Source organism: Deinococcus arboris, assembly GCF_009755355.1.
In the GTDB taxonomy this organism is placed as follows: domain Bacteria; phylum Deinococcota; class Deinococci; order Deinococcales; family Deinococcaceae; genus Deinococcus; species Deinococcus betulae.
The window spans coordinates 78560-101598 of record NZ_WQLB01000007.1; the positions used below are offsets into that span (position 1 = coordinate 78560).

The window sequence follows — 23039 nt, forward strand, 5'->3', positions numbered from 1 at the left end:
CCAGGATAGAGGGAACCTGACCCCAGGCAGGCCAGGACAGGCTCGCCTCAGGGGCGGCGCAGTTCGCCCTGCAAAGTGGCGCCGCCCTTCATGGTGAGGGTACTCTGGTAGGCCGGGCCCTGCGACGAACTGTACAAGAAGCTTGTCCCAGTCAGGCTGCCCGCTTCGGCGGCGCCGTCCAGCAGGGTGATGGAGAAGAATAGGCCAGACGGCACCGGCGAAGTCTGGGCCAGCAGGACTCCCGAGCCGCGTAGGGTGCCCTGGACCGTCAGGGTCCGGCCGCCCACCGATGCGCTGCCGGTCAGGGCCGCGGTTTCATTGCTGACACGGGTGGCCACGACATTCAGCGTGACGGGCACCGACGGCTCGGCCGGCAAGTCATAGGCCGCGCTTCCCCAGGGGCGGAAGCTGTAGAGCTGCTGGTCGCTGCCAGCGCTCACGCCCTCAGGGGTCACGGTCAGGTTCATGGCGCTGCCCAGCGCCTGGGGCGCACTGGCTTCGCCGGTTTGCACGTTGATTTGCCCAGCTTCGCCGGCGCGCGTGACGTAAACCACCGTGCGCCCGTCCGAGTACAGGTCCACCACCGGCGAGCAGGTGGCCGACGCCTTGAAGGTGCGCTGCACCGCGCCGTCGGCCGCGCGCAGTTCGATGGTGCCGTCCGACCAGCCCTGCAGGTACGCCGAGCCACTTTGAGGGCCAAACGCCGCACTCTCAATGCTGGTGGGCGCCAGATTGCTGGTCAGGGCGCAGGGGTTGCCGTGTCCACTGGCGCCGCCACTGCTCAGGCCGTCTTTGGCCCGCAGGGCGCGGCCTTCACTCAGCCACCACACGTCGTCGCTGCTGCGGTCGGTCAGGATTTTGCGCTCGTTGGACGTGGGCAGGGGCTTGCCGTCGGCGGTGCCCACGCGGGCGTTGGCGGTGAAAGCGTCCGTTGAGGCCACCTCGCCGTCCACGCTGAGGTGAGAGCCCGGCACGTCGCGCGCCGCAGTCTGGACCAGCGTGCGGGGGTCATGCACGGTCAGCTTGCCGCCGCCCAGCACATACAGCGCGCCGCTGGGGCTGTAGGCGATGGCCTGGGCCTGGGGCCGCGCGGCGCGCGCCAGCACCCCGCCGGTGCGGGCGTCCAGCGCCACCACCTGACCCGCCGACGCCCGCAGGACATACAGCACGCCCGCCCCAGCCCGCACGGACGACACCCGGCTGGGCACCACAAATTCCCCGGCCCAGCGGCCACTGAGCATCTTCGGGTCGGTCATCGGCACTTCGGGGGTCAAGGGTCTGGGGCAGGCGGTCAGCAGCAGGGTCAGACCAGCCAGGGCGGGAAGCAAGCGGCGCATAGCCCCACCCTAGCGCGACATGAGAAGCCTGTGGGACAGATTTGACCGCCTTAAGCTCCGCGCGGGCGGCTCATGCCGGCTGGGTCACCCAGGATGATAGCGGCGGCCTTTTCACCGCTTTCCATCGCCCCCTGAATCCCGCTCATGGAGGTGGCCTCACCGGCCAGCAGCACGCCGGGCAGGCGGGTGGCGTGCCCGCTAAGGGTCGAGGCGTATTCGGGCGGCTGGGGATACTGCGCGTGCCGGATGCGCTCGGTGAGCAGCAGGCGCAGCGTGGCCACGCCAGCGGCGCCGTACCAGCGGGCCAGTTCACCGCGCACGCGGGCGTCCAGGGCCTCGTCGTCCAGGTCGGGTAGGTCCAGCACCGTCACGGTCAGGAGGTGACCCCCGGCCGGGGCACGCTCCGGAATGACATTGGAAAGCCAGTGCGCGTTCTGAATAAGCCCCGGCCCAGCGTTCAGCAGCAGGCGGCGCTCGCGGTCCAGAGGCGCGGGGGCGGCGTAGTGCAGGTAGGTGCTGCTCAGGTGGCCACGCGCCGCCGCCGCTTCACCCGTCAGCTGCGCGGCGCTGCTGGGGTCCGTGGCCACGATGACGTGGCGGGCCTCCAGGTCGCCGGCACTGGTTTCCACCGTGACCGAGGCCGCGTGCGGCGTCAGGCGCCGGGCCTGAACCCCCAGGCTCAGGTCCAGGCCCTGGGCCAGTTGCCGGCTGACCTCACCCATGCCAGCGGCAGGCAGGGCCGCGCCGCCGTCAAGCAGCATGCGGAAGTAGTAGCGAAAGAGCCGCGCGCTGGTGTCCAGCTCTCTGCGCAGGAAGATGCCGCCAAAAAAGGGCCGGAAGAAGTGGTCCAGCGCCGCCTCACTGAAGCCGAAGCGGCGCAGGTAGGCCTCGGTGGTCTCGTCGGGGCCGCGCAGCAGTGTCCAGGGGGCCGGACTGCGCAGGCGCAGGGCCAGGGCCGCCACGCGCGCTTTATCGCCCAGGCCCAGGGCGCGCGTGGTCAGGGTGCCGCCCAGGGCGCCGGGATCACTGAAGGGCGACCCCACCACATCGGCCCGCTCGCCCCGGCGAATCACGGCGGCCGACGGCAGAGGCACGAGCCCCAGGGTGTCCAGCTTCAGCCAGCGCTGCGCCGCCGGGTAGGCCGGAAACAGCACCTGATACCCGGCGTCCAGCGTAAAGCCGTCCACCACGCGCGAGTGAACGCGCCCCCCCACCTGCGGCGCGGCCTCCAGAACCCGCACGCGCTGACCGGCGTGCGTAAGCGCGCGCGCGGCGGTCAATCCGGCCAGCCCCGCGCCAATGACAAGAACGTCGTGCATGGGCGCAGGCTACAGGGCGGCGGGGGCCGGGCGCGAGTGCCGCGCCCTCAGGGCCGCGACTCGGGCGGCAGCCCCTGCGACTCGCTGAGGTTGATCAGCCAGGCAAACAGCTGCATAAAGGCCAGCGCCAGCGCGGGCAGACCCGCCAGCATCATGATCCACCCAGAAATCTGCTGGTTTTGCAGCGGCGTCAGGTTCCACAGGCACAGCGCATTGACATACGGCGTGTACAGAACGCGGGGCGCGTACAGCCACACGCTGGCCACCGCCATCATGGGCAGGGCCGCCAGCAGCCCAAACCACCCGCGCGACCCGATACCGGCGGGCTGCACGCCCGGCAGGGGCCGCAGCACCACCCCCCACACCAGCAGGCTGCTCAGCAGATACAGCGCTGGCAGCAGCGCCCCGGCGGTGTTGGACACCACACTGGCATTGAACCCCGCCGGCACGTTCCAGAACACGATGACGGCCGTCCACAGCGCCAGGGCCACCCAGGGGTCCAGCAGCACGCCCAGTCCGCGCCCCAGCCCACTGCGGGGACCCAGGGGCAGCGGCGGCAGGCCCAGCACCAGCAGCGGCGGCACCACTTCGGCCAGCACCATCAGGCGGCCCATGTACAGCGCCATGCTGCCCTGGGTCAGGGTAGCCGCTCGGCTCTGGGTGGTCAGCAGCAGCGCCAGCATGCCCAGGGCAAACAGGGGCACCCGCCAGGCGGGCCAGGGGGCCCCGGCCTGCCGCGAGCGCAGGTAGCCCCAGGCGTAAGCCCCCGCCGCCAGCAGCGCCGGTACCAGCAGCGCGGGGTCAAGGTGCGGCGTGAGCAGGTCGGCCAGCGTGGGACTGAGGCTGCTGGGCAGACTCACCGGGTCTCCAGGACGTGCTGGACATCGGCGCGCACCCGGTCCAGTTGCGGCAGCTGGGTGTAGTCCCACAGCACGCGCAGGTGGCCCTGGGCGTCTATCAGGTAGGTGGCGGTCGTGTGGTTGATCTGATAGGCCGCGCCCTTCACCTCGGCTCGCTGGTAGGCCACGCTGTAGGCGCGCGCCAGCTGGCCCAGCGCCGGCTCGGGCACCCGCACGCCGCGTCCGGCCCCGAAATAGCGGACGTAGTCGTTCAGGTCTTCGGGGGTGTCGCGTGCCGGGTCCACGCTGACCAGCACGATGTCAAAGCGCTTCTGGTCTTCAGGTGGCAGAGCGGCGCGCACCTTACTGAGATAGGACAGGGTCAGTGGGCAGATGTTGGGGCAGTGGGTGAACCCGAAAAACAGCGCGGTGACGCGCCCCTGCCCCGGCGTAAAGGTGTACCGCTGGCCGCCGGCCACCTCGCCCTGAAACCCAGTCGCGGCCGTGGCCGCCGGATAGGCCGTGCCGTAAAACGGGTGCGGACTTCTCAGGCGCGCCGCCACCCACGCCCCCAGCAGCAGCAGCGTGACCGCCACCACCGCCAGTAGCGCCGACACGTACCAGGGCCGCGCAGCCGGGGGGGCCGGCAGGGGCGCGGTCATCAGGGCTTGACCACAGGGGCGTCAAACGTGTGGGTGCCGCCCGCGTCATCGGTGAGGGTTAGGGTCAGGGTCTGGCCTTCTTGCAGGGGCGCGCGCAGGCCCATCAGCATCAAGTGATCGCCGGTGTCGCTCAGGGTCAGGTCGCCGCCTGCAGGCACCGTCAGGGCCGGGGTGTCCTGCATGCCGGTCAGGCCAGCGGCGCTGGTCTGGGTCACCATCAGCATGCCGTGGCTGGCCACGTCGGTCTGCACGCCGACCAGGCGCAGGGGCGCGGGGCCGGCGTTGTGCAGCGTGCCAAACACACTCGTGTCCCCCACGCTGGGAGGCACCGCCACCACGCGGGCGTCGTGAACACTCAGAACGCTGCTGGGCGTGCCCGCCTCACTCTGACGGTGGCCGGTGTGACCCGCCGGGTGGCCTGCCGTCTGGGGGGCCGGCCGGCAGGCCACCAGCGCCAGCAGCGCCGCGCCAAGCAACATCGAACGGGTCATATAGGCGGACCTCCTTCTGGGGTCTTCTTCACCCACCAGGGCAGAGGCAGTCTAGTCCGGCCGGCCCGGCCGCTTTGTCCCCAGCAGCAGCGGGTGACGGCCTGGGCTACGTTGCCGTCCATGCCAAAGGAGCGGACAGGCCGAAAAGCCGCGCCAGAGGTGCTTTCCATGCGTTCTGCTGGTCCACTGCTCACCCGAATCCTATGGAACCCTTTCCACGCAGCGGGTATGCTGGGGGGCAAATCATGCGCAAACCCACCATTCAGGATGTTGCCCGGCAGGCCGGGGTTGGCGTCGGCACCGTGTCACGGGTGCTGAACAACCACGTGGCCGTCAAGGGGGCCACGCGAGAAACCGTTCTCAAGGCCATTGCCGACCTTGATTACACGCCCAACCCCCACGCCCGCCGCATCGCAGGGGGCAAAAGCTACACCATCAGCGTGCTGCTGCCGGTGCTGACCACCGAATTCTATGTGCGGCTGCTGGACGGCCTGGAAACCGCCTTTCAGGAAGCGCGTTATGACGTGGCCATCTTTCCGCTGCTGGACCGCTCGCGGCTGGAACGCTACCTGGGGTCGCACACCCTGGCCTATCAGGCCGACGGGCTGGTGATGGCGACCTACAACCTCACCAAGATGTTTCATGAGCGCCGCCTGCGCACCCAGCAGCCCACGGTGCTGGTGGACGCCTACGCCGACAGCGTGGATTCCTCATTTATGGACAATGTGGCGGGCGGTCGCATGGCGGGCGAGTACGCCGTGACGCTGCCCGGCGCGCTGTACGCCGTGTGGGTGGAGACCGAACTGGACCAGCTGTTTACCACCCGCGTCTTCGAGGACCGCCGCAACGGCTTTCTGGGCGCGCTGCAAGCCGCTGGACGCGCGGTGGCCGCCGAATACACCTCCAGTTTCGATTCGCTGACGGCGCGTAACACCGCCTGCACGGTGCTGGACCAAGCACAGGCAGCGGGCCTGCCCTGCACCGTGTTCGCCTCGGCCGACATGCTGGCGGGCGCCCTGCTGGACGAGGTGCGGCTGCGCGGCCTTCAGATAGGCACAGACGTGCGCGTGATCGGCTTTGACGACCAGCCCTGGGCCGAGAGCCGGGGCCTGACCACCCTGCACCAACCCGTCGAGAGCATGGGCTACGAGGCCGCCCAGCTGCTGCTGACGCGCCTGAACGGCTACAAGGGGCCGGCCCGCGCTCGCCGCTTCGAGCCGCGCCTGGTCGTGCGCGGCAGCGCGTGAATCTGCTGGACCGCCTGCTGGGGCACGACGCCTGGACCACCTGGACGCTGCTCAGCCGGAGCCGAGACCTGACTGAGGAGCAGCTGGACCAGCCGCATGACCTGGGCTGGCGCACGGTGCGCGCGACGCTGCGGCACATCACCGAGAATATGGAGACCTGGACGAATCTGATGACCGGCGTGCCTCCAGCCGCGTGGCCCCCGGCTGAAGGCGACTCGCTCGACGATCTGGACCGTCGCCTGCGTGCGGTCGCCCCGCGCCTGGCCGCACTGGCGCGGCAGATCGAGGCAGAGGGGCGGCTGGACGACACCTGGCTGGACGTGCTGGACCGCCCGCCCCGGCCAAAGACCTACGGCGGCGCCATTGCCCACGTCCTGACCCACTCCATGCATCACCGCGCGCAACTGATTCAGATGCTCAGGGCGCTGGGGCTGCCCAGCGTGCCTGAAGGCGACCTGCTGGGCTGGGAAATGCGGGGAGCGCCGGCTCTCCCGCTCCCTGACCCTCCGAGCAGTCAGCCCTGAACGGCCCTGGCCCACCTACACCCGCGCCCGGAGCCCCAGCAGCAGCCCGCCCGTAAAGGCGCCCGCGAACGGCAGGTTGGCAGTCAGTACACGCATCAGCCACGCGCCTCCCTGTTCCTGCCCCTGCCGCAGCCACGGCTCGGTCAGGGCCTGAACGCGCAGCCAGTTCACGCTGATCAGGTCAAAGTAGGCCAGCAGTTGCAGCACCAGAACCAGCGTTCCCAGCACAATCAGCGCGGCGCGGCCAATGTGGCGCAGCGCCACGCCGGTGGCAAAGCCCAGCAGCGCCCCCACGCTCAGGTCGGGCAGCAGGGGGCGCAGGGCGTCGGCCAGGGTCGCCTCTGGCGGGGGGGCGGCAACCAACGTCTGGACAGTCCGGGTCAAGCTCAAAGTGGGCGCATGGTAGAGCATGGGCCGCCGGGTTGGCGTGCGGGGATGGCAGAGGGGCGCTATGGTAGAAGGCAGCGTGGACGTGCCAACCGAAGTCTCCCCTCCCGACGTGATTTCCCCTGAGCTGCTCGCGCGGCTGACGGCTGGGGATGAAGGGGCGTGGTTTGATTTCGTGCAGGAGTACGAGGGCCGTATGTACGGCTACCTGTACCGCCTGGAGGGCAACAGCGAGGACGCCCTGGACCTGACCCAGGAGGTTTTTTACCGGGCCTGGCGCTCCATTCGCACCTTCCGCGTGGGCGAACGGGTGTTGCCGTGGCTGTATCAGGTGGCGCGCAACACGCAAATCGAGTCGCACCGCCGCAAGCAGTTGCAGCGCTTCTCGCTGGAGCAGGCCCGCGAGGACGTGGGCTTTGAGGTGACCAGCGAAAAGCGCTCGCCGGTGCAGGCCGCCGAAAGCGCCGATGCCCAGGACCGGGTGCAGCGCGCCCTGCAAAAGCTGCCGGCCGAATACCGCGAGGCTGTCGTGCTGCGCTTTGTGGAGGACCTGAGTTACGACGAGATTGCCCAGATTCAGGGGGTGGCCGTGGGCACCGCCAAGAGCCGCGTCTTCCGTGCCAAAGAGCAGCTGGCCGACCTACTGGCGGGCGTCGCCGACGTGCATTGAGAGCAGGCCTCAGCGCGGTTGAGGGGAGAAATCTTCCACCGCTCTGCTGACGAGTGGCGGCCGGAGACAGTGGGGGGAAGTGAAATTCAGGGATGGGCCGTACTCCCCAGGGTGCAAGTGACCGCCGCTGTGGTATCGGTCCTTCACAGCGTTGACGGCGGATAGGCACCTTCAGCAACACCACTTCACCCGCCACCAGATATAAGCCGACCTGTCTCAGCGCTGCCAAACTCTACTGGCCTTCAAGGCACTGGGGCCTCCTCTGCGCTCTACAGCCGGGCAAACACCTGGGTCCAGTAGCGGGTGTAGGTGGTGCCGGGCCGGTTGACATAACTCAGGCCAATCAGAGTGAAGTCGCCCATGATGTTGCGGCAGTGGCCTGGACTTTTTAGCCAGCCCTGCACCACCTCGGCTGGGGTCTGCTGACCGGCGGCGATGTTCTCGGCCACCGTGGTGGGGGTCAGGCCAGCCGCCTGGACCCGGCGCAGGGGCGTACTGCCGTCAAAGCCGCTGGTGTGGTCAAAGTAGCTGTACAGCGACATGCCCGCCGACTGGGCCTGGGCCGCCACCGTCAGGGTGGGGTCCAGTTTCAGGGGCGGCAGAGCAGGGCCGCCGGGGCGCTGCGAGGCGCAGTTCCAGCCCTGGGCGCGCGCTTGATTGGTCAGGCGCAGCACCTCGGCGTCGTAAGGGGCGCTGGTGGTCCAGGGGGCCACAGTGATGTTCAGGCGCTGCTCGGCGGTGCGGCCGTCGCTGGTGGCGGCGCGCACCGTGGCGGCGTAGATGCCGTTGGGCAGCCGGTTCGCCACCGTGCCTACCTCGCGGCCACCCAGCAGCAGGGTCGGCCGGGCCGGCGTATACAGCACGCTGCCCTCGGCACTGAGGCGCACCTCGCCGGGGGTGGGTTGCAGCACGGTCAGGGCGGCGCGCTCGGGACCAGCGCTGAGCACCGGCAGGCTGGCCTCGGCGCGGCTGACTACGCGGCCCTGGGCGTCCAGCAGCGCGGCCTGAAGGCGATAGGTACCGGGCCGGTAATAGATGTGGTCGGCGGCCGGGCCACTGGCCACCGCACCGTCCCCGAAGGTCCACTGCACGGTGTAGCCGGCAGGCGCTGACGCCTGAAAGGTCACCCGCAGCGGCGCCTGACGCTCGGCGCTGGCGCTGTAACCAATGCGGAAGAACCCATCCTGGGCGTGGCCAGAGTCCAGGGCAGCCGAGCCGCCCAGCAGAGCCAGAGTAGACAGCAGGCGGCGGGCAGAGGTCACACCCGCAGGGTAGGACAGCGCCATACGCCACGCTGTAAGCGACTCGGGATTGTCAGGTGTAGATCAGCAGGCGGCGGGCAGGGGTGCCGTGTGCGATGGAGGAACACCGTCCCCACCGCGTTCCTAGCAAGAGCAGCACACAACCACACTGGGCTTTCCGCTCGCAAAGAGCCGCACCTGAGAATATTCCCGCAGACCGCTCTCAATCAGGAGGACGGCGCCGAGACCTCACTGGCTGGCGCAGGTTGTCCGAACGTCAGGGTCAGCAGTAGCCCGCCGCCGGCCGCTTGGGTCATGCTGATGTCGCCGCCGTGGGCACGGGCGTAGCGGCGCACTAGGGGCAGCCCGAGTCCCTGCCCCGCAGTCAGGCCACGTGGACCGCGCTCGTAGGGCAAAAACACGCGGGCGCGTTCATCTGGACCCATGCCGGCGCCAAAGTCGCGCACCCGAATGCGGGGCGCCCCGGCGTGGACATCCAGCGTGACCTCCACATGGCTGTCGGTGTATTTCAGGGCGTTTTCAATCAGGTTTTCCAGCATCTGCCGCACGCGCCCAGGGTCCACAGCCCACACCACGGGCTCCGGCGGATTGAGCACCTGCACCCGCGCCGATGCAAAGCGGTCAGTCAACTCGCGCAGGTCGCGGCGCTGGGGCCTCAGAGTCACATCCAGATACAAATCGTTCAGGCGCGTCAGGTCAGCGCGGCTGGCCAGCTGCCCGGCGCTGTCCTCAATCATGGCCAGCAGGTGCTGGCGCTCCTCGGGGGTCTGGGCCTGGCGCAGCAGGTCGCTGGCCAGCATCAGCGACTGGAGCGGGCGGCGCAGTTCATGGCTGGCCAGGCTCAGGGCCTCGCGCTGCCGGGCCTCACGGCGCTCGACGCGCAGGCGTTCGCCCCGCCACAGCAGCAGCGCGCGCAGAATCAGCAGCACGCTGACCAGCCCCGACAGCAGCGCGGCCACACCCAGCGTGCGGCGCAGGTCACTGAGGGCCTGGGCCGAGCGCAGCCCCAGTTCCCGGCTGTATTCGGCGGCGGCGCTGTTCAGGGCCAGACTTTCGGCCACCGCCTGCGCCACACTGGCGTCGGTGTCCAGCCGTAGGGCGCGCTCGACCACACCCAGCCGCGCCTCGCCCTGCCGCTCGATCTCGGCCAGCAGCACGAACTGCTGGGGATTTTGCGCGCTGGACAGGGCGATGTCGCGCAGCAGGGTGCGGCGGGCCGGACGTTCCTGCGGGTTCAGGCGCGCCACCTGATACTGCAACACGTCCTGCGCCAGCCCCTGATAGGCGTGCGGTTTCCAGCCGCCGCCGGTCTGAATCAGGGCGTCGTAGGCGGGGCGCGTGACCACCACCAAGAGGCCCAAACTCAGCAGCGCGGGCAGCAGCGCCAGCCCCAGTTCACGGGCCAGGCGGCGGCGCGTCACCCCCGGCGGCACTGCCCGGCGCAGCGCACTCACGGCGCCGGGGCCAGGCGTTCGGCGTACCACACCCACGCGGCCGAATACCCCGTGCTGTGAAAGCGCGCTGGCTCTGGCGGCAGCACCACCGTCAGCGGCCCTTTCTCAAGAGTCGAGATGGCGTGACCGTCGGCGCGGTAGGCCAGCATCACCGGAAACTGCAGGTAGTCACTGGCGCGAATGGTCGCCGCAAAGCCGTTGGTGGCCGACACCCGCACGTCCTGTCCGGCAAAGCCGCCCCGCGCCGCCAGGTCACGCAGCGGTACGCCCTCATAGACAAAGCGGCGCCCCAGCTGCGGGTGCAGGGTGGCGTAGCGCACGGTGGGCATGGCCTGAAGCTGCCGCACCGTGAGCCTGAGGGGACCGCGCGCCGTCTCAATGGTCAGCGCGGTGGCCTCGCCTGGGCGGGGCTTGGGCGCCGCCTGGACGAGCCGCACGTAAGGAAACGGGGCCGCGCGCAGCTGAACGGTCACCGCACCGGCCAGCCCCAGCAGAGCGGCGCTCAGAAGGACTGCCTGAGAAAGACGCAGCTTGACCGGCAACACGCGCGCAGTCTACCAACCGGGCCGGGCGCAAAAAGGCCTGAGGCCACACGGCTGAGGCCAGTCGTCGCCCGGCTGCTCCGGTCCCAGTCCAGCTACCACATGAGGCCCCGCCCTCACACATGAACAGGATATAAGCGGGCGCTCCGGCTGACTGGAGTGTGGCGTCAGGCCCAGGTCACTTAGCGGGCGCAGGGTAGAGCCATGAAAGTCATCCTTCCCCTGACCCTCCTCACGGCGGCCCTGGGCTGCAGCGCCCTGGCGGCGCCGACCCTCAGTGCCCAGAGCATCATCGTCAATCCGGCGCCCACCAGCCTGAGCGTCAAGGTTTGGACCGACCGTGACACCAGCGGCGCGGCCACACCCAACTACGCGCCCGGCGAGAAGATTCGGCTGTTTACCCAGGTCAACCAGGACGCCTACGTCTACCTCTTTAATGTGGACCCCAGCGGCCAGGTGGACCTGATTCTGCCCAACCGCTTTCAGGGCGGCGCCAACTTTCTGAAAGCCAATGCTGTCAAGGTGTTTCCGGCGGCGGGCGACCCCTTTACCTTTGACATCGCGGCGCCGTACGGCGTGAACAAGGTGCTGGCGCTCGCCAGTCTGAAGCCTCTGAACCTGGACCAGATTGCGACCTTCAAGAGCCAGCAGAACAGCTTTGCGGACGTGAATGTCAAGGGCCAGCAGGGCCTGGCCCAGGCGCTGAGCATCGTGGTCAATCCCGCGCCTCAGAACAGCTGGATCACCGATACCGCCTCTTATAACGTGGCCGCCCGCGCCAGCGCCGCGCAGCTGAAGACCACGCCCACCTCACCTGTGGCGGCGGCCCCCGCACCCACGACCTCGGCGCCTCGCACCGCGCAGGCCCTGTCGGTCACCGTCGGGCCCTGGGGAAATGCCCGCGAGTGGTCCACGACGGTAGACGGCCGCGCTGACCTCAAAGCCCAGCATGACCAGTACGCCGCCAAGCTCAAGGCCGAGGGCTACACCCTGGTCAAGACCAGCAGCAAACCCAGTGAAATCAAGAGTGAGTTCCGTAAGGGCAGCAGCAAGGCCGAGCTGACGGTCAAGCGCAAGGGCAATCGCCTGGAAATCAAGGTCGAGCGCAGTTCGTAAAACACGGCGCAGCTCAGAGGGGGGTCATCCGGCAGGGTGACCCCCCTCCCCCTTGAGGTCTGAAGCCGCGTTATCGCTTATGATTTCGGGGCACCACAAATTCACGCACCCACTCCGCAGCCGTGCGGGGTGTTCTGTGTGCTGGAGGTTTCAACTGTGAAACGTTCTGCCTTTTGGGGGGTCGTCTCGTCGGCCCTGCTGCTGTCTGCCTGTACTCAAACCCCAGCGCCTAGCCCTGCCCCATCTGGAACCGTTTCCAAAGATGCTGCGCTCACCGGCCAGGCCATCAGCGGCGCGAATATAGACGCCTGGCGGCAGCAGGTGATCTATCTCGTGTTGCCGGACCGTTTCTTTAATGGAAACTCTTCCAATGACACCCTGGGCGCGGCTAACTGCTTAGACCGCACCAGCGCTACCAAGTTTCACGGGGGCGACCTGGCCGGACTGCGCGCCAAGCTGCCCTACATCCGCTACCTGGGGGCCAGCGCCGTCTGGACCACCCCGGTCTACAAGCAAGTCGGGCTGGTCAATGGCAATTCGTGCGGTTATCACGGCTACTGGCCCGACTATGCCAACCCCAACGACACCGCCCTGGACCCCAAATTTGGCACTGGCGCCGAGTTGACCGGCCTAATTAACGACCTCAAGGCCGGCGGGCAAAAGTACATCATGGACATGGTCGTCAACCACGCCGGCTACGGCGCGCGCATTGCCTCGCAGCAGCCCGGCTGGTTTCACGGGAACTGCAGTGGGGACGAGATTGTCTGCCCGTTGGCGGGCCTGCCCGACTTCCGGCAAGAGGACAGCGCGGTGGCCACTTACCTGACCAACCTCTCCAAGAGCTGGGCGGCCACCTACGCCGTGGACGGGATTCGGATGGACACTGTCAAGCACGTGCCCAACAGCTACTGGCAGAACTCATGGGTGCCGGGGGTGCTGGCCACTCGCCCCAATACCTTCCTGCTGGGCGAGGCGTTCCTGTCGGGGAGTGCGTCGCAGCTCAAGCCTTTTCTGGACGCTGGATTCGATTCCACCTTTAACTTCCCGCTGCGTCAGGCCCTGGTGGACGGCGTCGGGAAGGCCGGCAGCCTGGACCGGGTGGCCGCCAGCATGAGCGACACCTTGGGCACCCTGGGCCTGGACCGCACGCTGCTGCAAGTGAACCTGCTGGACAACCACGATGTGCCGCGCTTCGTGAACGAGCCCGGCTCAGGCGTGGCCGAGGGCGAGATTCGGGCCCGCTACCAGAACGCTCTAGGCCTGCTGATGACATTGCCGGGTATTCCGCAGCTGTACTACGGCAACGAACTGGGCATGTACGGCGGCTCCGACCCCGACAACCGCCGCGACATGCCGACCTGGGCCTGGACCGACAGCGGCCGGAACGCCGCGCAGGCCAACTTTGTGGCGGGCGGCGGCACGCCCAAAACCACCTATGACCTGACCAAAAAACTGATTGGGATTCGCACGGCCAACGCGGCGCTCTGGAAAGGCAATTACGCCGAACTGTGGCGGCCCAACGGCGGCCAGAACGTCTACGCCTTCTACCGGGGCAGCGGCGCCAACCGCTTTGTGGTGGTGGTCAATACCTCGGGCAGCAGCGCGGCGGTCAATCTGGACCTGGCCGGCAACAGCGGCATCAGCGCCGCCGACAAGAGCGCGCTGACGAACGGCACCGTCTTTAACGACCTGTTGGCCGAAGGGGCGCCGGCCAGCGCCACGGTGACGGCGGGCAAGCTGCCGGTCACGCTCGGCGCAGGCAAGATGGGCATTTACCGCGCTGGGGCAGCTGGCACCGGCGGCGGCGGCACGGCCGTGCCCGTCACTTTTCAGGTCACGGCCAGCACCTACTTCGGCCAGGACGTGTACCTGCTGGGCGACCGGAGCGAACTGGGCGCCTGGAACACCGCCAGCGCCCTGGCCCTGACCCCCAGCAACTGCAGCGGCAGCACCTGCACCTGGAAAACCACGGTCAGCCTGCCGCCCAGTGCCGCCTTACAATTCAAGTTCGTCAAGAAGCCCGGCGACAGCGGTACCAGCGTCACCTGGGAGAGCGGCAGCAACCGCACGTACACCGTGCCGGCCTCGAGCACAGGAACAGTAAACGGGGGCAGTTGGAGGCCATAAGGGGTCATCAGGGACTTAAAAGAGTTTGAGGGGAGGGAGGCTGTCGTCACGCTCCCCTCTTGATGGAAAAAGTGCATAACCGGCGCCACTGCCCCTCCCCCGTCTCCATTCAACAAACGAGCGTTTGGTCCCTCTGCCTCCCGGCTGCTACGCTGGGAGGCATCCATCTTGCGGAGCGGAAGCCCGCAACCCAGTGCCCTGTCATGCCTGAGCCTCTGCCCTGCCCCCTGCCCGGTGCGCGCCGACTGTTAAACCAGCGCCGCGCGCCCTGACGGCGCTTTTTGAGCAAGCAGAGCGCGGGGTCACTGCGCCTCAGCCGCCTGCTTCTGGCCTGCTTCCGGTTCATTCCCCCCAAGGAGCCTTCCGCATGACTTCACCCAAATCTGTTCCCACCGCACCGGAATCGGGCGAGACCGACCGCGCCTTCCAGGCCGCACAGGCCGCCTACGACGCCGCCCAGCAGGATGACCGTATGGTGCAAATTGTGGCGCCCGACGGCAGCGTGCTTCGCCCCGACCTGCTGCCCGCCCCCGAGATTCGTCTTGAGCTGTACCGCCAGATGCGCCGCGCCCGCCACTTTGATGAGCGCGGCTGGGTGCTCTACCGCCAGGGCCGCCTGGGCGTCTTTCCGCCGTTTGGCGGCATGGAAGCCAGCCAGGTGGGCACCGCCGCCGCGCTGACCAAAAATGACTGGCTGTTTCCCACCTACCGCGACACCGGCGCGGCCCTGACCCTGGGCCTGCCGATTGCGCGCACGCTGGCCTACTGGCGCACCTCACCGCACGGCTGGCACATGCCCGCCGACCTGAAGGTGCTGCCCTTTTACATCCCGATTGCCACCCAGTACCCGCAGGCGGTGGGCGCCGCCCTGGCTGAGCGCCGCAAGGGCACCCGCAATGTGGCGATGGCCTTTATTGGCGACGGCGGCAGCAGCGAGGGTGACTTTCACGAGGCCCTGAATTTTGCCGGCGCCCTGAACGCGCCGTGCGTCTTTATCCTCCAGAACAACGGCTGGGCCATCTCGGTGCCCACGCGCACCCAGACCAAGGCCACCGACCTCTCGCGCCGCGCCGACGGCTACGGCATTCCCGGCGTGCGGGTGGACGGCAACGACGCCCTGGCGACCTACCACGTCACCGCCGAGGCTGTGGCGCGCGCCCGGAACGGCGAAGGCCCCACCCTGATTGAAACCGTGACCTACCGCGTCAAGCCGCACACCGTGGCCGACGACCCCAGCCGCTACCGCACCGAAGCCGAGCTGGAAGGCTGGGACGCTAAAGACCCCGTGCTGCGCCTGCGCACCCACCTGCTGAACGAAGGGCTGCTGACCGAGGAGACCGAGGCCGCACTGCTGGCCGAGGTGGCCGCTGAGTTCGAGGCGGCGCTGCAGGAAGCCGACAGCTATCCCGAACCGACCCCGGCCGAGATTCTGGACCATGTGTTTGCCGAACCCACCCCGCAACTCCAGAAACAGCGCGAGCAGATTCTCGCGGAGGACGCCCAATGACGGCCACTGCCACGAACACCAAGACCATGACGATGGTGGCCGCCATCAACGACGCGCTGGACCTTGCCCTCAGTGCCGACGAGGCCGTGCATATTTTTGGCGAGGACGTGGGCGTGATGGGCGGCGTCTTCCGCGCCACCGACGGCCTGCAGGCCAAGTACGGCGTGGAGCGCGTTTTTGATACCCCCTTGGCCGAAGCCGCCATTGTGGGGATGGGCATTGGCATGGGCCTGGCGGGCCTGAAGCCCATTGCCGAGATTCAGTTTGCGGGCTTCCTCTACCCGGCGCTGGACCAGATTCTGTCGCACCTGGGCCGCTTCCGGCACCGCACCCGCAGCCGCTACCACCTGCCGATGGTCATCCGCGCGCCCTACGGGGGCGGCGTGCATACCCCCGAGCAGCACGCCGACAGCCCCGAGGCCATCCTGGCCCACACGCCGGGCGTCAAGGTGGTCATTCCCAGCACCCCCGCCGACGCCAAGGGCCTGCTGCTGAGCGCCATCAACGACCCCGACCCGGTGTTCTTCTTTGAGGCCATCAAGCTCTACCGCAGCGTGAAAGAGGAAGTGCCGGTGGGCGATTACCGCGTGCCGCTGGGCAAGGCGCGCGTGGCGACCGAAGGCGACGACGTGACGGTCATCTGTTACGGTGGCATGGTTGAAGTAGCGCAGAAGGCCGCCGCCGCCGCCAAGAACGCGGGCATTGGGGTTGAAGTCATTGACTTGCGCACCCTGGTCCCAATGGACACCGACACTGTCCTGGCCAGCGTGGCCAAGACTGGCCGCGCCGTGGTCGTCACCGAGGCGCCCCGCACCGCCGGCTTTCACAGCGAAATCAGCGCCGTGATTGCCGAAGAGGCCATTGAATACCTGCGCGCGCCGATTGTACGCGTGACCGGCTTTGACGCCCCGTATCCGCCATTCACCGCTGTAGAGGACGTCTACCGCCCCAACCCGGTGCGTGTGGCGAAGGCCATCAAGCAGGTCATGGCGTACTAAAAAGCGGGGAGTGGGTTGTGGGAAGTAGGGGGTGGGAACAGCCTTCAGGGCACGGGTGAGGCCCTGGCCATTTACTCTCGCCCCACCACCGCTCCACGCTCGAGGTCTTCAGGATTCACCATCTCCTTCAAAGCCAGAAATCCAGGGGGCGAACCAACTCAATGTGGCTCGCCCTTTTCCGTCCCAAACGGCGACCTTGGCCACGTTTACACCTCAGCGCGGCATCATGAAGGGCACGGACCATAAGGGGATGCGTCTTCCTGTCGTGCTGCTGACCGCTGGCCTTCTGGTGGGAGCCGGCGCTTTTGGCGTGAGCCGCTGGCAAGCTGACAAGACCCGGCCCATGCCAGCGGCGCAGACGGTAGTTCCACCAGTCACCCCGGCGCCGGTTCCCCCAACCATTGAAGCTCAGCCCGAGGTCACGGTCGATCCAGAGCCGGCCGCTGAACCCGCCCCGGCCCCCAAGCCTGACCCGGTGCCTGTGCCCAAGCCGGCACCACCGCCAGCTGCCCTTCTGCCGGCCCACGCCAGTGTCAGCGGTATCCGCCACGAATATCAGCGGCTGAACAACTGCGGGCCCGTGACCATCGGGATGGCCCTGAGCCGTTGGGACAGCACCCTGACCCAGTACGACATTGCCCCCAAGCTCAAGCCCAGCAAGGGTGACGTGAATACCTCGCCGGACGAACTGGCCGCTTACGCTCGCTCGCAGGGCATGGACGTGCACCTCGCTCGTGGGGGCGACCGCACGATGCTGCGTACCCTCCTGGCAGCGGGATTTCCAGTCATCGTGGAGACGTGGTTTATAACCCACGACTCGGGTGGGATGGGGCACTACCGCCTGCTGACCGGCTACGATGACGCAGCGCAGACCTACAGCGCCCTGGATTCCTACCTGGGACCGCTGAAGATGGACTACGCCAAATTTGACGCCCTGTGGCGTTCGTTTGGCCGCACCTTTCTGGTGGTGTCGGCCCCGGCCAAAGCAGAGCAGGTGCGGGCCCTGCTGGGCCAGCGCGCCGACCCGGCCGCCGCCAGAGCCGAGACCCTGCGCGTCGCCCAGGCCGAGGCCACCCGCCTGGGCGACGCGGTGGCGTACCTGAATCTGGGCGAGGCCAAGCTGGCGCTGGGCGATTCGCAGGGCGCGGCGCGCGCCTTTGATCAGGCGCTGGCGGCCCGCCCCGACCCGGCCCTGGACCCCACGCGCCCCGGTTGGGTGCAGGGGGGCCTGGCCTGGCGGGCGCTGTGGTACACCTTCGGGCCATTTGAGGCCTACACCCGTACCGGCCAATACGACAAGGTGATGGCGCTGACGGGGGCGGTGCTCCGCTCGGTGCCTACCCATGAGGAAGCGCACTACTGGCGGGCGCGGGCCCTGGCAGGCTTGGGCCGCACCGCCCAGGCCCAGGCCGCCTACCGCGAAGCGCTGCGCCTGCGCCCTGGCTACGCCGCCGCCCAGCAGGAACTGGCCCGGCTGTAGACCAGAGCCGCCAGAGCCAGATACAAGAAAGCCCCCGCCTGACCAACACAGGCGGGGGCCTCTTCACTGACCACTTTATTTTTTCGGTGCGTCAATCACCTTAGTGGTCTTTGGCGTGTTCGTGGGCCGGGAGCCCGCCTTCTCGACCCTCTGGCCGATGGTGGCGGTTTCCCGCTCCACCTGCTTGTTAATCAGCACCTGCTGGACGATGCCAATCAGGGTGGACAGAATGATGTAGATCGTCACGCCCGCCGGGAAGGTCAGGGCGAAGTACAGGAAAATCAGGTAGATAAACGCCTGCTGCCGGAACATGTCGGGCGTCTTGCGCGTCATCACGTACAGCTGCCCGATGTTGACCACCAGATACACCAGGGCCAGCAGATAGAAGGGGTCGGGAATCGCCAGGTCGGGGAGCCACAGGAAGCCGCTGTCGAACTCGAAGTTACGGATGGTCGACCACAGCGCAATCAGCACCGGAAAGGGAATGAACGTGGAGAGGCAGCCGGCGGGGTTGAAGTTGTAGTCGCGGTACAGCTGCTGCATCTCGGTCTGCATGGCGCGCTGCGAGTCCAGGTCCTTGCGCTCTTTGTACTTCTCCTGAATCTCCTTGATCTTGGGCTGCATGACCTGCATCCGGGCGGTCGTGCGGCCCTGCGCCTGCATCAGCGGCCACATCACGGCGCGCAGCAGCACCGTCAGGATGACCAGCACCAGACCCCAGTTCCCGATCATGCCGTACAACCACTCCATGAATTTGACGATGTAGAGGCTGATCTGCCCGAAGAAGTTGGGCTTAAAGAGGCCCGGCAGGCTGGTATAGCCGCTCTGGTACAGGTGAATCAGTTCGTTGCGGCCACCGTAAATTTCCAGGGTGCTGGTGGCCGGAACGCTGGCGGTAATCAGGCTCTGGGCGCCGCCTGCCAGCGTCACATTGACCGCCTGAGAAGCGTCAGCTGGCGCAGAAGCCGGGGTGGCGGTGCTGCTGGCGTCGCCGGCCTGGGGCCGCAGAATCAGCGCGTGGGCCACCTGACTGGGGTTTTCCTGAAGGGCCGCATACTGAATATTCTCGACCGACAGCTTCCCACTGCCCTGCACGGCGGCTGGCTGCGCGCTGCCCACGGTCAGGGCCTGCACCCGGGGGTCCCCTGCCTTGCCCAGACCGGGGAACAGCAGGTTCACACGCTCGGGGCCGCCCGCGACCTCAGTGCGGACATCCACCTTGAAGTTCCGGGGGTGCAGCGTGACCGTCTTGGTCACGGTCGCGCCGCCCTGGGTGTAGCGGAACACCGCGTCCTGACGGTTGGCCTTGAGGTCGGTGGTCAGGCCCGTGGGGGCGGTGACCTCGGCGGCGGCGACCGGATTCAGGCCACCAGCTGCCTGCACGGCCAGCGCCTTGCGGCCCGCCACCAGATTGACGATGCCCTTCTGGTCACGCAGCGCGGAAAAGTCGTAGGTGCCGTCGGCGCTGCGCTTGATGTACGGCGTGCCGGCGTAGTTCTTGACGTACCAGCCAATCACCTCGCCCCGGCCGTTAAACACCACGTCCTGCAGGTTGCTGGTGGCGATGTACTCGTCACCCGGCAGACCGTCGAAATTGGTGGTGATCCATTCGGGGGTGATGGCCTTGCCGAAGGTCGGCAGGGGGCCGGTGGTGCTGCATCCGGTCAGGAGCAGCGCGCCGCCCAGGGCGGCAAGAGACAGCAGATGTCGGGTCTTCATGGGGTCTGGGGTGGCCTCTTGGGAAAATGGTCGGGCACCGGGTCGGCGCCGCCCGGCACGAAGGGATTACAGCGCGCGATGCGCCACGCGGCCAGCCAGCTGCCCTTGACGGCGCCGTGCCGTTCCAGGGCCTGCGCGGCGTATTCCGAGCAGGTGGGCGTAAAGCGGCAGGTGGGCGCCGGCTTGCGCGGCGACAGGTGCCGCTGGTAAGCGCGCACCGCCCGCACCAGCCCGCGCTTCATGCGGGGCCGCCGGGCGTCACAGGAGGGGAAGGCACAGGGGCAGATACGCCGCCGGCGCTCCCTGGGTTCCCGCCGCCCTTGCTCCGGCGGCTGGGCGCACGGGCCAGCGCGCGGGCCAGTGCCTGTTGCAACTCGCCAAACGGCACCTTCAGGACCGCCGGACCGGGCATCAGGATGGCGCGGCAGGCCGGCAGGCCGCCCGGCAGGGTGCGCAGGGCTTCCCGCACGCGGCGCCGGGCACGGTTGCGGTCCACGGCGCGCTTCAGGGTCTTTTTGGGCACCACGATGCCGATCACGGCGCCTGGGCGCCAGGGCTGCCCGTGGCGGGGCCGGTATTCGGTGACGCGCAGGGTAAACAGCGGGTCGCGCACCACAGCGCCGTGGGCACGCACCTTGCGAAATTCGCGGTCCCCCCGCAATGAATCCAGCGCCACCGGACGGCGGGGCCGTGCCTGCGTGGCGCTGGAGGTGGGGGACTGCGAAATGGTGGCCGCTCCCGGTAAAGGGGGCTTACTCGTCCGCGACGGTGAGCTGGTGGCGGCCCTTGGCGCGGCGGCGCGCCAGGATGTTGCGGCCGGCCTTGGTTTTCATGCGGGCGCGGAAGCCGTGGGTCTTGGCCCGCTTGCGGACGTTGGGCTGGTAGGTACGCTTCATGGTGCTTCTCCTTGACCACTCGCGGAGCGGGTGCACGGCTCTTCTCAGAACAGAGTCGGCGGCGTCACGCGAGAGCGCCCCCCTGGGGAGGCAAACTCCGGAAGTGTAGCATGCCGCAGCAGAGGCGGCCAAGAGGTCAGACTGTCCTCAACGGTTGCTGCTTCCTGTCAGCTCAAGGCCGACACTCAGCCCGTCAGGCCCAGATGGACGCTGCTCTCCCCTGTGAGGCTAGGCAGCGCCTGAGCGCAGATCACTTCGGCTTCCTCAGGCCAGAGAGGTCAACACGCGCCCCTCCTCCACATCTGCGGCAACAGCCGGAATCCCTCTTCTCTAAGCTGACCGCATGTCCAGTCTTTCCCTGCCCTGGTCGCTGCCTCTGGCGGCCGGGGTGCTGCTCACGGCGGCCCTGAGCCTGGGGCCCGTGCTGCTGCCGCGTCCACAGGCGCCAATGGTCACGCGCACGGCTTTGCCACCCGTGACCGCGCCGCAGAGCACCGAACCGCCCACCTACCCCACCACCACCAGCGTTCAGCCGCTGATTTCGGGCCGGGTCAATCTGAACACGGCCTCGCCAGAGCAGTTAGAAGCCCTGCCCAAAGTGGGGCCAGCACTGGCCGGGCGCATTCTGGCGGGGCGGCCCTACCGTTCGCTGGCCGACCTGGACGCCGTGAAGGGCATCGGGCCAGCGGCCCTGAAAGCCCTGACGCCCCTGGTGACGTTCTGAGCGGGGCCACCCTGCCGGCCGCAGCGCGGCCCAGCGCCAGCGCGCCGTCCCACACGGGCCGACTGGCCTGGCCGCTGCCGGCCCTGCTGGGCGCCGTGGGCGGCATTCTGCTGGCCCTGGGCCACGGCTGGGGCGCGGCGGTGCTGGGCCTGGGCGCTGGGCTGGCGGTCTGGGACGCCCGCCCGCTACTGGCGGGGCTGGCGCTGGTGGGCGGCGCGGCCGGATGGTGGGCCGCCACCACGTCCCTGAACCGCCCCGAGCCCCTGACCCCCTGGCTGGGGGCGCAGGTCACGCTGCGCGGCGAGTGGGACGGCCAGTTTCTGACCTTGCAGGCGCCGCGCGCCCGCGTGGCGCTGGCGCCCAAACCCACCCAGGGGCCGGGGCAACTGGAGGTGGCCGGCCGACTGGTGCTCCCCGAGGGCCGCCACACGCCCGGCGGCTTTGACCAGGCAGCGTGGCTGCGCTCTCAGGGCGGCCTGTTTGTGCCCGCCCCCGGCGCGGTGCTGGTGGCAGCCAGGGTGCAGCGGCACGTCCCGGAAGGCGGCCTGCGCGGCTGGTTTCGCCGGGGGCTGACAGCGGGCCTCTCGGGGCAGCAGGCCGCCCTGATGCAGGCAGTGGAACTGGGCGACCGGGGCGACATCGGCCGCGAGAGCTTTGGAGACGGCACAGAAGTCAGGAACGCCTTTAACCGTGCGGGGCTGGCACACCTGATGGCGCTGTCGGGACAGAACGTCGCCCTGATTACCGGGGTCCTGGTCTGGCTGCTGATTCGCGCGGGCGCCGCTCCTGCGTGGCGTTACGGTCTGCCCGCCGCGCTGCTGGCGCCCTACCTGCTGCTGCTGGTGCAGCCGTCGCCCAGCATCACGCGGGCGGTCATCATGGGCGCGGCGGTGCTGCTGGGCCTGGCCGCCGGGCGCGGACGGCCCGACCCCCTGGCCCTGATCTCGCTGGCGGCGCTGGCCTGCTTGCTGCTGTTTCCGCTGTGGCTGCTGGACGTGGGCTTTCAGCTGTCGTTTCTGGCGGTGCTGGCCCTGACCCAGACCGAGCGTGTGGCCGCCCGCCTGCCCACGCGCTGGCCCCGCTGGCTGAAACTGGCGCTGGTCGCCACGGTTCTGGCCGAGCTGGGCACCCTGCCGGTGGTGGCCGGCACCTTCGGGCAGATTCCGGTGGTGGGCCTGCCCGCCAATCTGGTGGCCGGGGCCATCATGGCGGCGCTGGTGCCGCTGGGCTTTCTGGCCGGGCTGCTGGGGCCGCTGGCTGCGCCCATCAACCTGCTGACGGGACCCCTGGCCTCGGCGCTGCTGGCGGTGGCCGAAACCTTCGGCCGCGCGCCCGTGCTGACCTGGGGCACTATCGGCGCGGCGGGGGTGGTGGCTTACGCAACCGCACTGGGGGCCGGTTGGCTGTGGCTGATGAACCGCGTTCGGCTTGAGGTGGCGCTGGGCACTGTCCTTGCCGGCCTGCTGCTGACCGCCCTGCCGGGCTGGCTGGCTCCGGCGCGCGAGGTGGTGTATCTGGATGTCGGGCAGGGCGACAGCACCCTCATTCGCCTGCCGGGCCTGACCATGCTGATTGACGCGGGCGGTTCGGTGGGCAGCGACTACGATGTGGGCGGCCGCACCGTCGTGCCGGCCCTGCGGGCGCTGGGGGTCCGCAAGATTGACGTGCTGGTCGCTTCGCACGCCGACACTGACCATATCGAATGTTAATCCTCTCGCTCGCTGCGAACAAACAATGT

At 68.5% G+C, this 23039-nt stretch carries 23 protein-coding genes; 10 read left to right on the forward strand and 13 right to left on the reverse strand.

Annotation, left to right across the window (positions count from 1 at the left end):
* Positions 1-47 precede the first annotated feature (47 nt).
* From GO986_RS07130 to GO986_RS07150, 5 genes are read right to left on the reverse strand one after another with little or no spacing between them, the layout of a single operon-like run.
* On the reverse strand, positions 48-1337 hold the full coding sequence (locus tag GO986_RS07130) for a hypothetical protein (protein ID WP_157458594.1): 1290 nt from the start codon (positions 1335-1337) through the stop codon (positions 48-50).
* Positions 1338-1387: 50 nt separating this feature from the next.
* Complete coding sequence (locus GO986_RS07135; RefSeq protein WP_157458595.1) at positions 1388-2656, reverse strand: NAD(P)/FAD-dependent oxidoreductase; 1269 nt, start codon at positions 2654-2656, stop codon at positions 1388-1390.
* Between the two features lie 47 nt (positions 2657-2703).
* Positions 2704-3516, reverse strand: a complete 813-nt coding sequence (locus GO986_RS07140) for a cytochrome c oxidase assembly protein (protein WP_369409216.1) — start codon at positions 3514-3516, stop codon at positions 2704-2706.
* Entirely contained in the window at positions 3513-4157 is a 645-nt protein-coding gene (locus GO986_RS07145) for an SCO family protein (protein WP_157458596.1), read from the reverse strand. Before GO986_RS07145 ends, GO986_RS07140 begins: the two co-directional genes overlap by 4 nt.
* The gene (locus GO986_RS07150) at positions 4157-4648 is read right to left on the reverse strand and encodes a copper chaperone PCu(A)C (protein WP_157458597.1); all 492 of its coding nucleotides are present in this window, start codon (positions 4646-4648) and stop codon (positions 4157-4159) included. Before GO986_RS07150 ends, GO986_RS07145 begins: the two co-directional genes overlap by 1 nt.
* Positions 4649-4893: 245 nt before the next feature.
* Here GO986_RS07150 and GO986_RS07155 point away from each other — a divergent pair, with 245 nt between their 5' ends.
* Both GO986_RS07155 and GO986_RS07160 read left to right on the forward strand, forming a co-directional pair.
* On the forward strand, positions 4894-5895 hold the full coding sequence (locus GO986_RS07155; protein ID WP_198170473.1) for a LacI family DNA-binding transcriptional regulator: 1002 nt from the start codon (positions 4894-4896) through the stop codon (positions 5893-5895).
* Entirely contained in the window at positions 5892-6419 is a 528-nt protein-coding gene (locus GO986_RS07160) for a DinB family protein (protein ID WP_369409217.1), read from the forward strand. The genes GO986_RS07155 and GO986_RS07160 overlap by 4 nt, the downstream gene beginning before the upstream one ends.
* Before the next feature lie 15 nt (positions 6420-6434).
* Here GO986_RS07160 and GO986_RS07165 read toward each other — a convergent pair whose 3' ends face one another.
* Complete coding sequence (locus tag GO986_RS07165) at positions 6435-6803, reverse strand: FUN14 domain-containing protein (protein WP_224576649.1); 369 nt, start codon at positions 6801-6803, stop codon at positions 6435-6437.
* 67 nt (positions 6804-6870) lie between these two features.
* Between GO986_RS07165 and GO986_RS07170 the strand changes: the two genes are divergently transcribed.
* Positions 6871-7476 (forward strand): RNA polymerase sigma factor, encoded by a 606-nt coding sequence (locus tag GO986_RS07170; protein ID WP_198170476.1) that lies wholly within the window; start codon positions 6871-6873, stop codon positions 7474-7476.
* A 269-nt stretch (positions 7477-7745) separates the two neighbouring features.
* Here the strand turns inward: GO986_RS07170 and GO986_RS07175 are convergent, their stop codons facing one another.
* The 3 genes from GO986_RS07175 to GO986_RS07185 all read right to left on the reverse strand — a co-directional run bounded on the left by GO986_RS07175 (position 7746) and on the right by GO986_RS07185 (position 10737).
* The gene (locus GO986_RS07175; RefSeq protein WP_369409218.1) at positions 7746-8738 is read right to left on the reverse strand and encodes a CAP domain-containing protein; all 993 of its coding nucleotides are present in this window, start codon (positions 8736-8738) and stop codon (positions 7746-7748) included.
* 206 nt (positions 8739-8944) lie between these two features.
* Complete coding sequence (locus GO986_RS07180; RefSeq protein WP_369409219.1) at positions 8945-10192, reverse strand: sensor histidine kinase; 1248 nt, start codon at positions 10190-10192, stop codon at positions 8945-8947.
* Positions 10189-10737: a hypothetical protein gene (locus GO986_RS07185; RefSeq protein WP_369409220.1), complete on the reverse strand. Its 549-nt coding sequence runs from the start codon at positions 10735-10737 to the stop codon at positions 10189-10191. Before GO986_RS07185 ends, GO986_RS07180 begins: the two co-directional genes overlap by 4 nt.
* A gap of 201 nt (positions 10738-10938) precedes the next feature.
* Here GO986_RS07185 and GO986_RS07190 point away from each other — a divergent pair, with 201 nt between their 5' ends.
* From GO986_RS07190 to GO986_RS07210, 5 genes are all read left to right on the forward strand, one after another.
* Positions 10939-11850, forward strand: a complete 912-nt coding sequence (locus GO986_RS07190) for a DUF4384 domain-containing protein (RefSeq protein WP_157458602.1) — start codon at positions 10939-10941, stop codon at positions 11848-11850.
* A gap of 156 nt (positions 11851-12006) precedes the next feature.
* Positions 12007-13977 carry an alpha-amylase family glycosyl hydrolase gene (locus GO986_RS07195; protein WP_369409221.1) on the forward strand — a complete coding sequence of 657 codons (1971 nt, stop codon included), beginning with the start codon at positions 12007-12009 and terminating at the stop codon, positions 13975-13977.
* A 367-nt stretch (positions 13978-14344) separates the two neighbouring features.
* The gene (gene pdhA, locus GO986_RS07200; protein WP_157458603.1) at positions 14345-15484 is read left to right on the forward strand and encodes a pyruvate dehydrogenase (acetyl-transferring) E1 component subunit alpha; all 1140 of its coding nucleotides are present in this window, start codon (positions 14345-14347) and stop codon (positions 15482-15484) included.
* Positions 15481-16482: an alpha-ketoacid dehydrogenase subunit beta gene (locus tag GO986_RS07205; protein ID WP_157458604.1), complete on the forward strand. Its 1002-nt coding sequence runs from the start codon at positions 15481-15483 to the stop codon at positions 16480-16482. Before pdhA ends, GO986_RS07205 begins: the two co-directional genes overlap by 4 nt.
* A gap of 250 nt (positions 16483-16732) precedes the next feature.
* Positions 16733-17962 (forward strand): tetratricopeptide repeat protein, encoded by a 1230-nt coding sequence (locus tag GO986_RS07210; protein ID WP_157458605.1) that lies wholly within the window; start codon positions 16733-16735, stop codon positions 17960-17962.
* 75 nt (positions 17963-18037) lie between these two features.
* Here GO986_RS07210 and GO986_RS07215 read toward each other — a convergent pair whose 3' ends face one another.
* The 4 genes from GO986_RS07215 to rpmH form a co-directional block, all read right to left on the reverse strand.
* Positions 18038-19681: a YidC/Oxa1 family membrane protein insertase gene (locus GO986_RS07215; RefSeq protein ID WP_157458606.1), complete on the reverse strand. Its 1644-nt coding sequence runs from the start codon at positions 19679-19681 to the stop codon at positions 18038-18040.
* Positions 19678-19923: a membrane protein insertion efficiency factor YidD gene (gene yidD / locus GO986_RS07220; protein ID WP_157458607.1), complete on the reverse strand. Its 246-nt coding sequence runs from the start codon at positions 19921-19923 to the stop codon at positions 19678-19680. Before yidD ends, GO986_RS07215 begins: the two co-directional genes overlap by 4 nt.
* A complete protein-coding gene (rnpA, locus tag GO986_RS07225) occupies positions 19920-20342 on the reverse strand; it encodes a ribonuclease P protein component (RefSeq protein WP_157458608.1) in 423 nt (140 codons plus the stop codon). Before rnpA ends, yidD begins: the two co-directional genes overlap by 4 nt.
* A 91-nt stretch (positions 20343-20433) precedes the next feature.
* Positions 20434-20577, reverse strand: coding sequence for a 50S ribosomal protein L34 (gene rpmH, locus GO986_RS07230; protein ID WP_157458609.1), 144 nt, complete (start codon positions 20575-20577; stop codon positions 20434-20436).
* A gap of 343 nt (positions 20578-20920) precedes the next feature.
* On the opposite strand from rpmH, the gene GO986_RS07235 reads away from it, so the two are divergent.
* Both GO986_RS07235 and GO986_RS07240 read left to right on the forward strand, forming a co-directional pair.
* A complete protein-coding gene (locus GO986_RS07235; protein ID WP_157458610.1) occupies positions 20921-21301 on the forward strand; it encodes a ComEA family DNA-binding protein in 381 nt (126 codons plus the stop codon).
* Between the two features lie 95 nt (positions 21302-21396).
* On the forward strand, positions 21397-23010 hold the full coding sequence (locus tag GO986_RS07240) for a ComEC/Rec2 family competence protein (protein WP_369409222.1): 1614 nt from the start codon (positions 21397-21399) through the stop codon (positions 23008-23010).
* Positions 23011-23039: the final 29 nt, after the last annotated feature.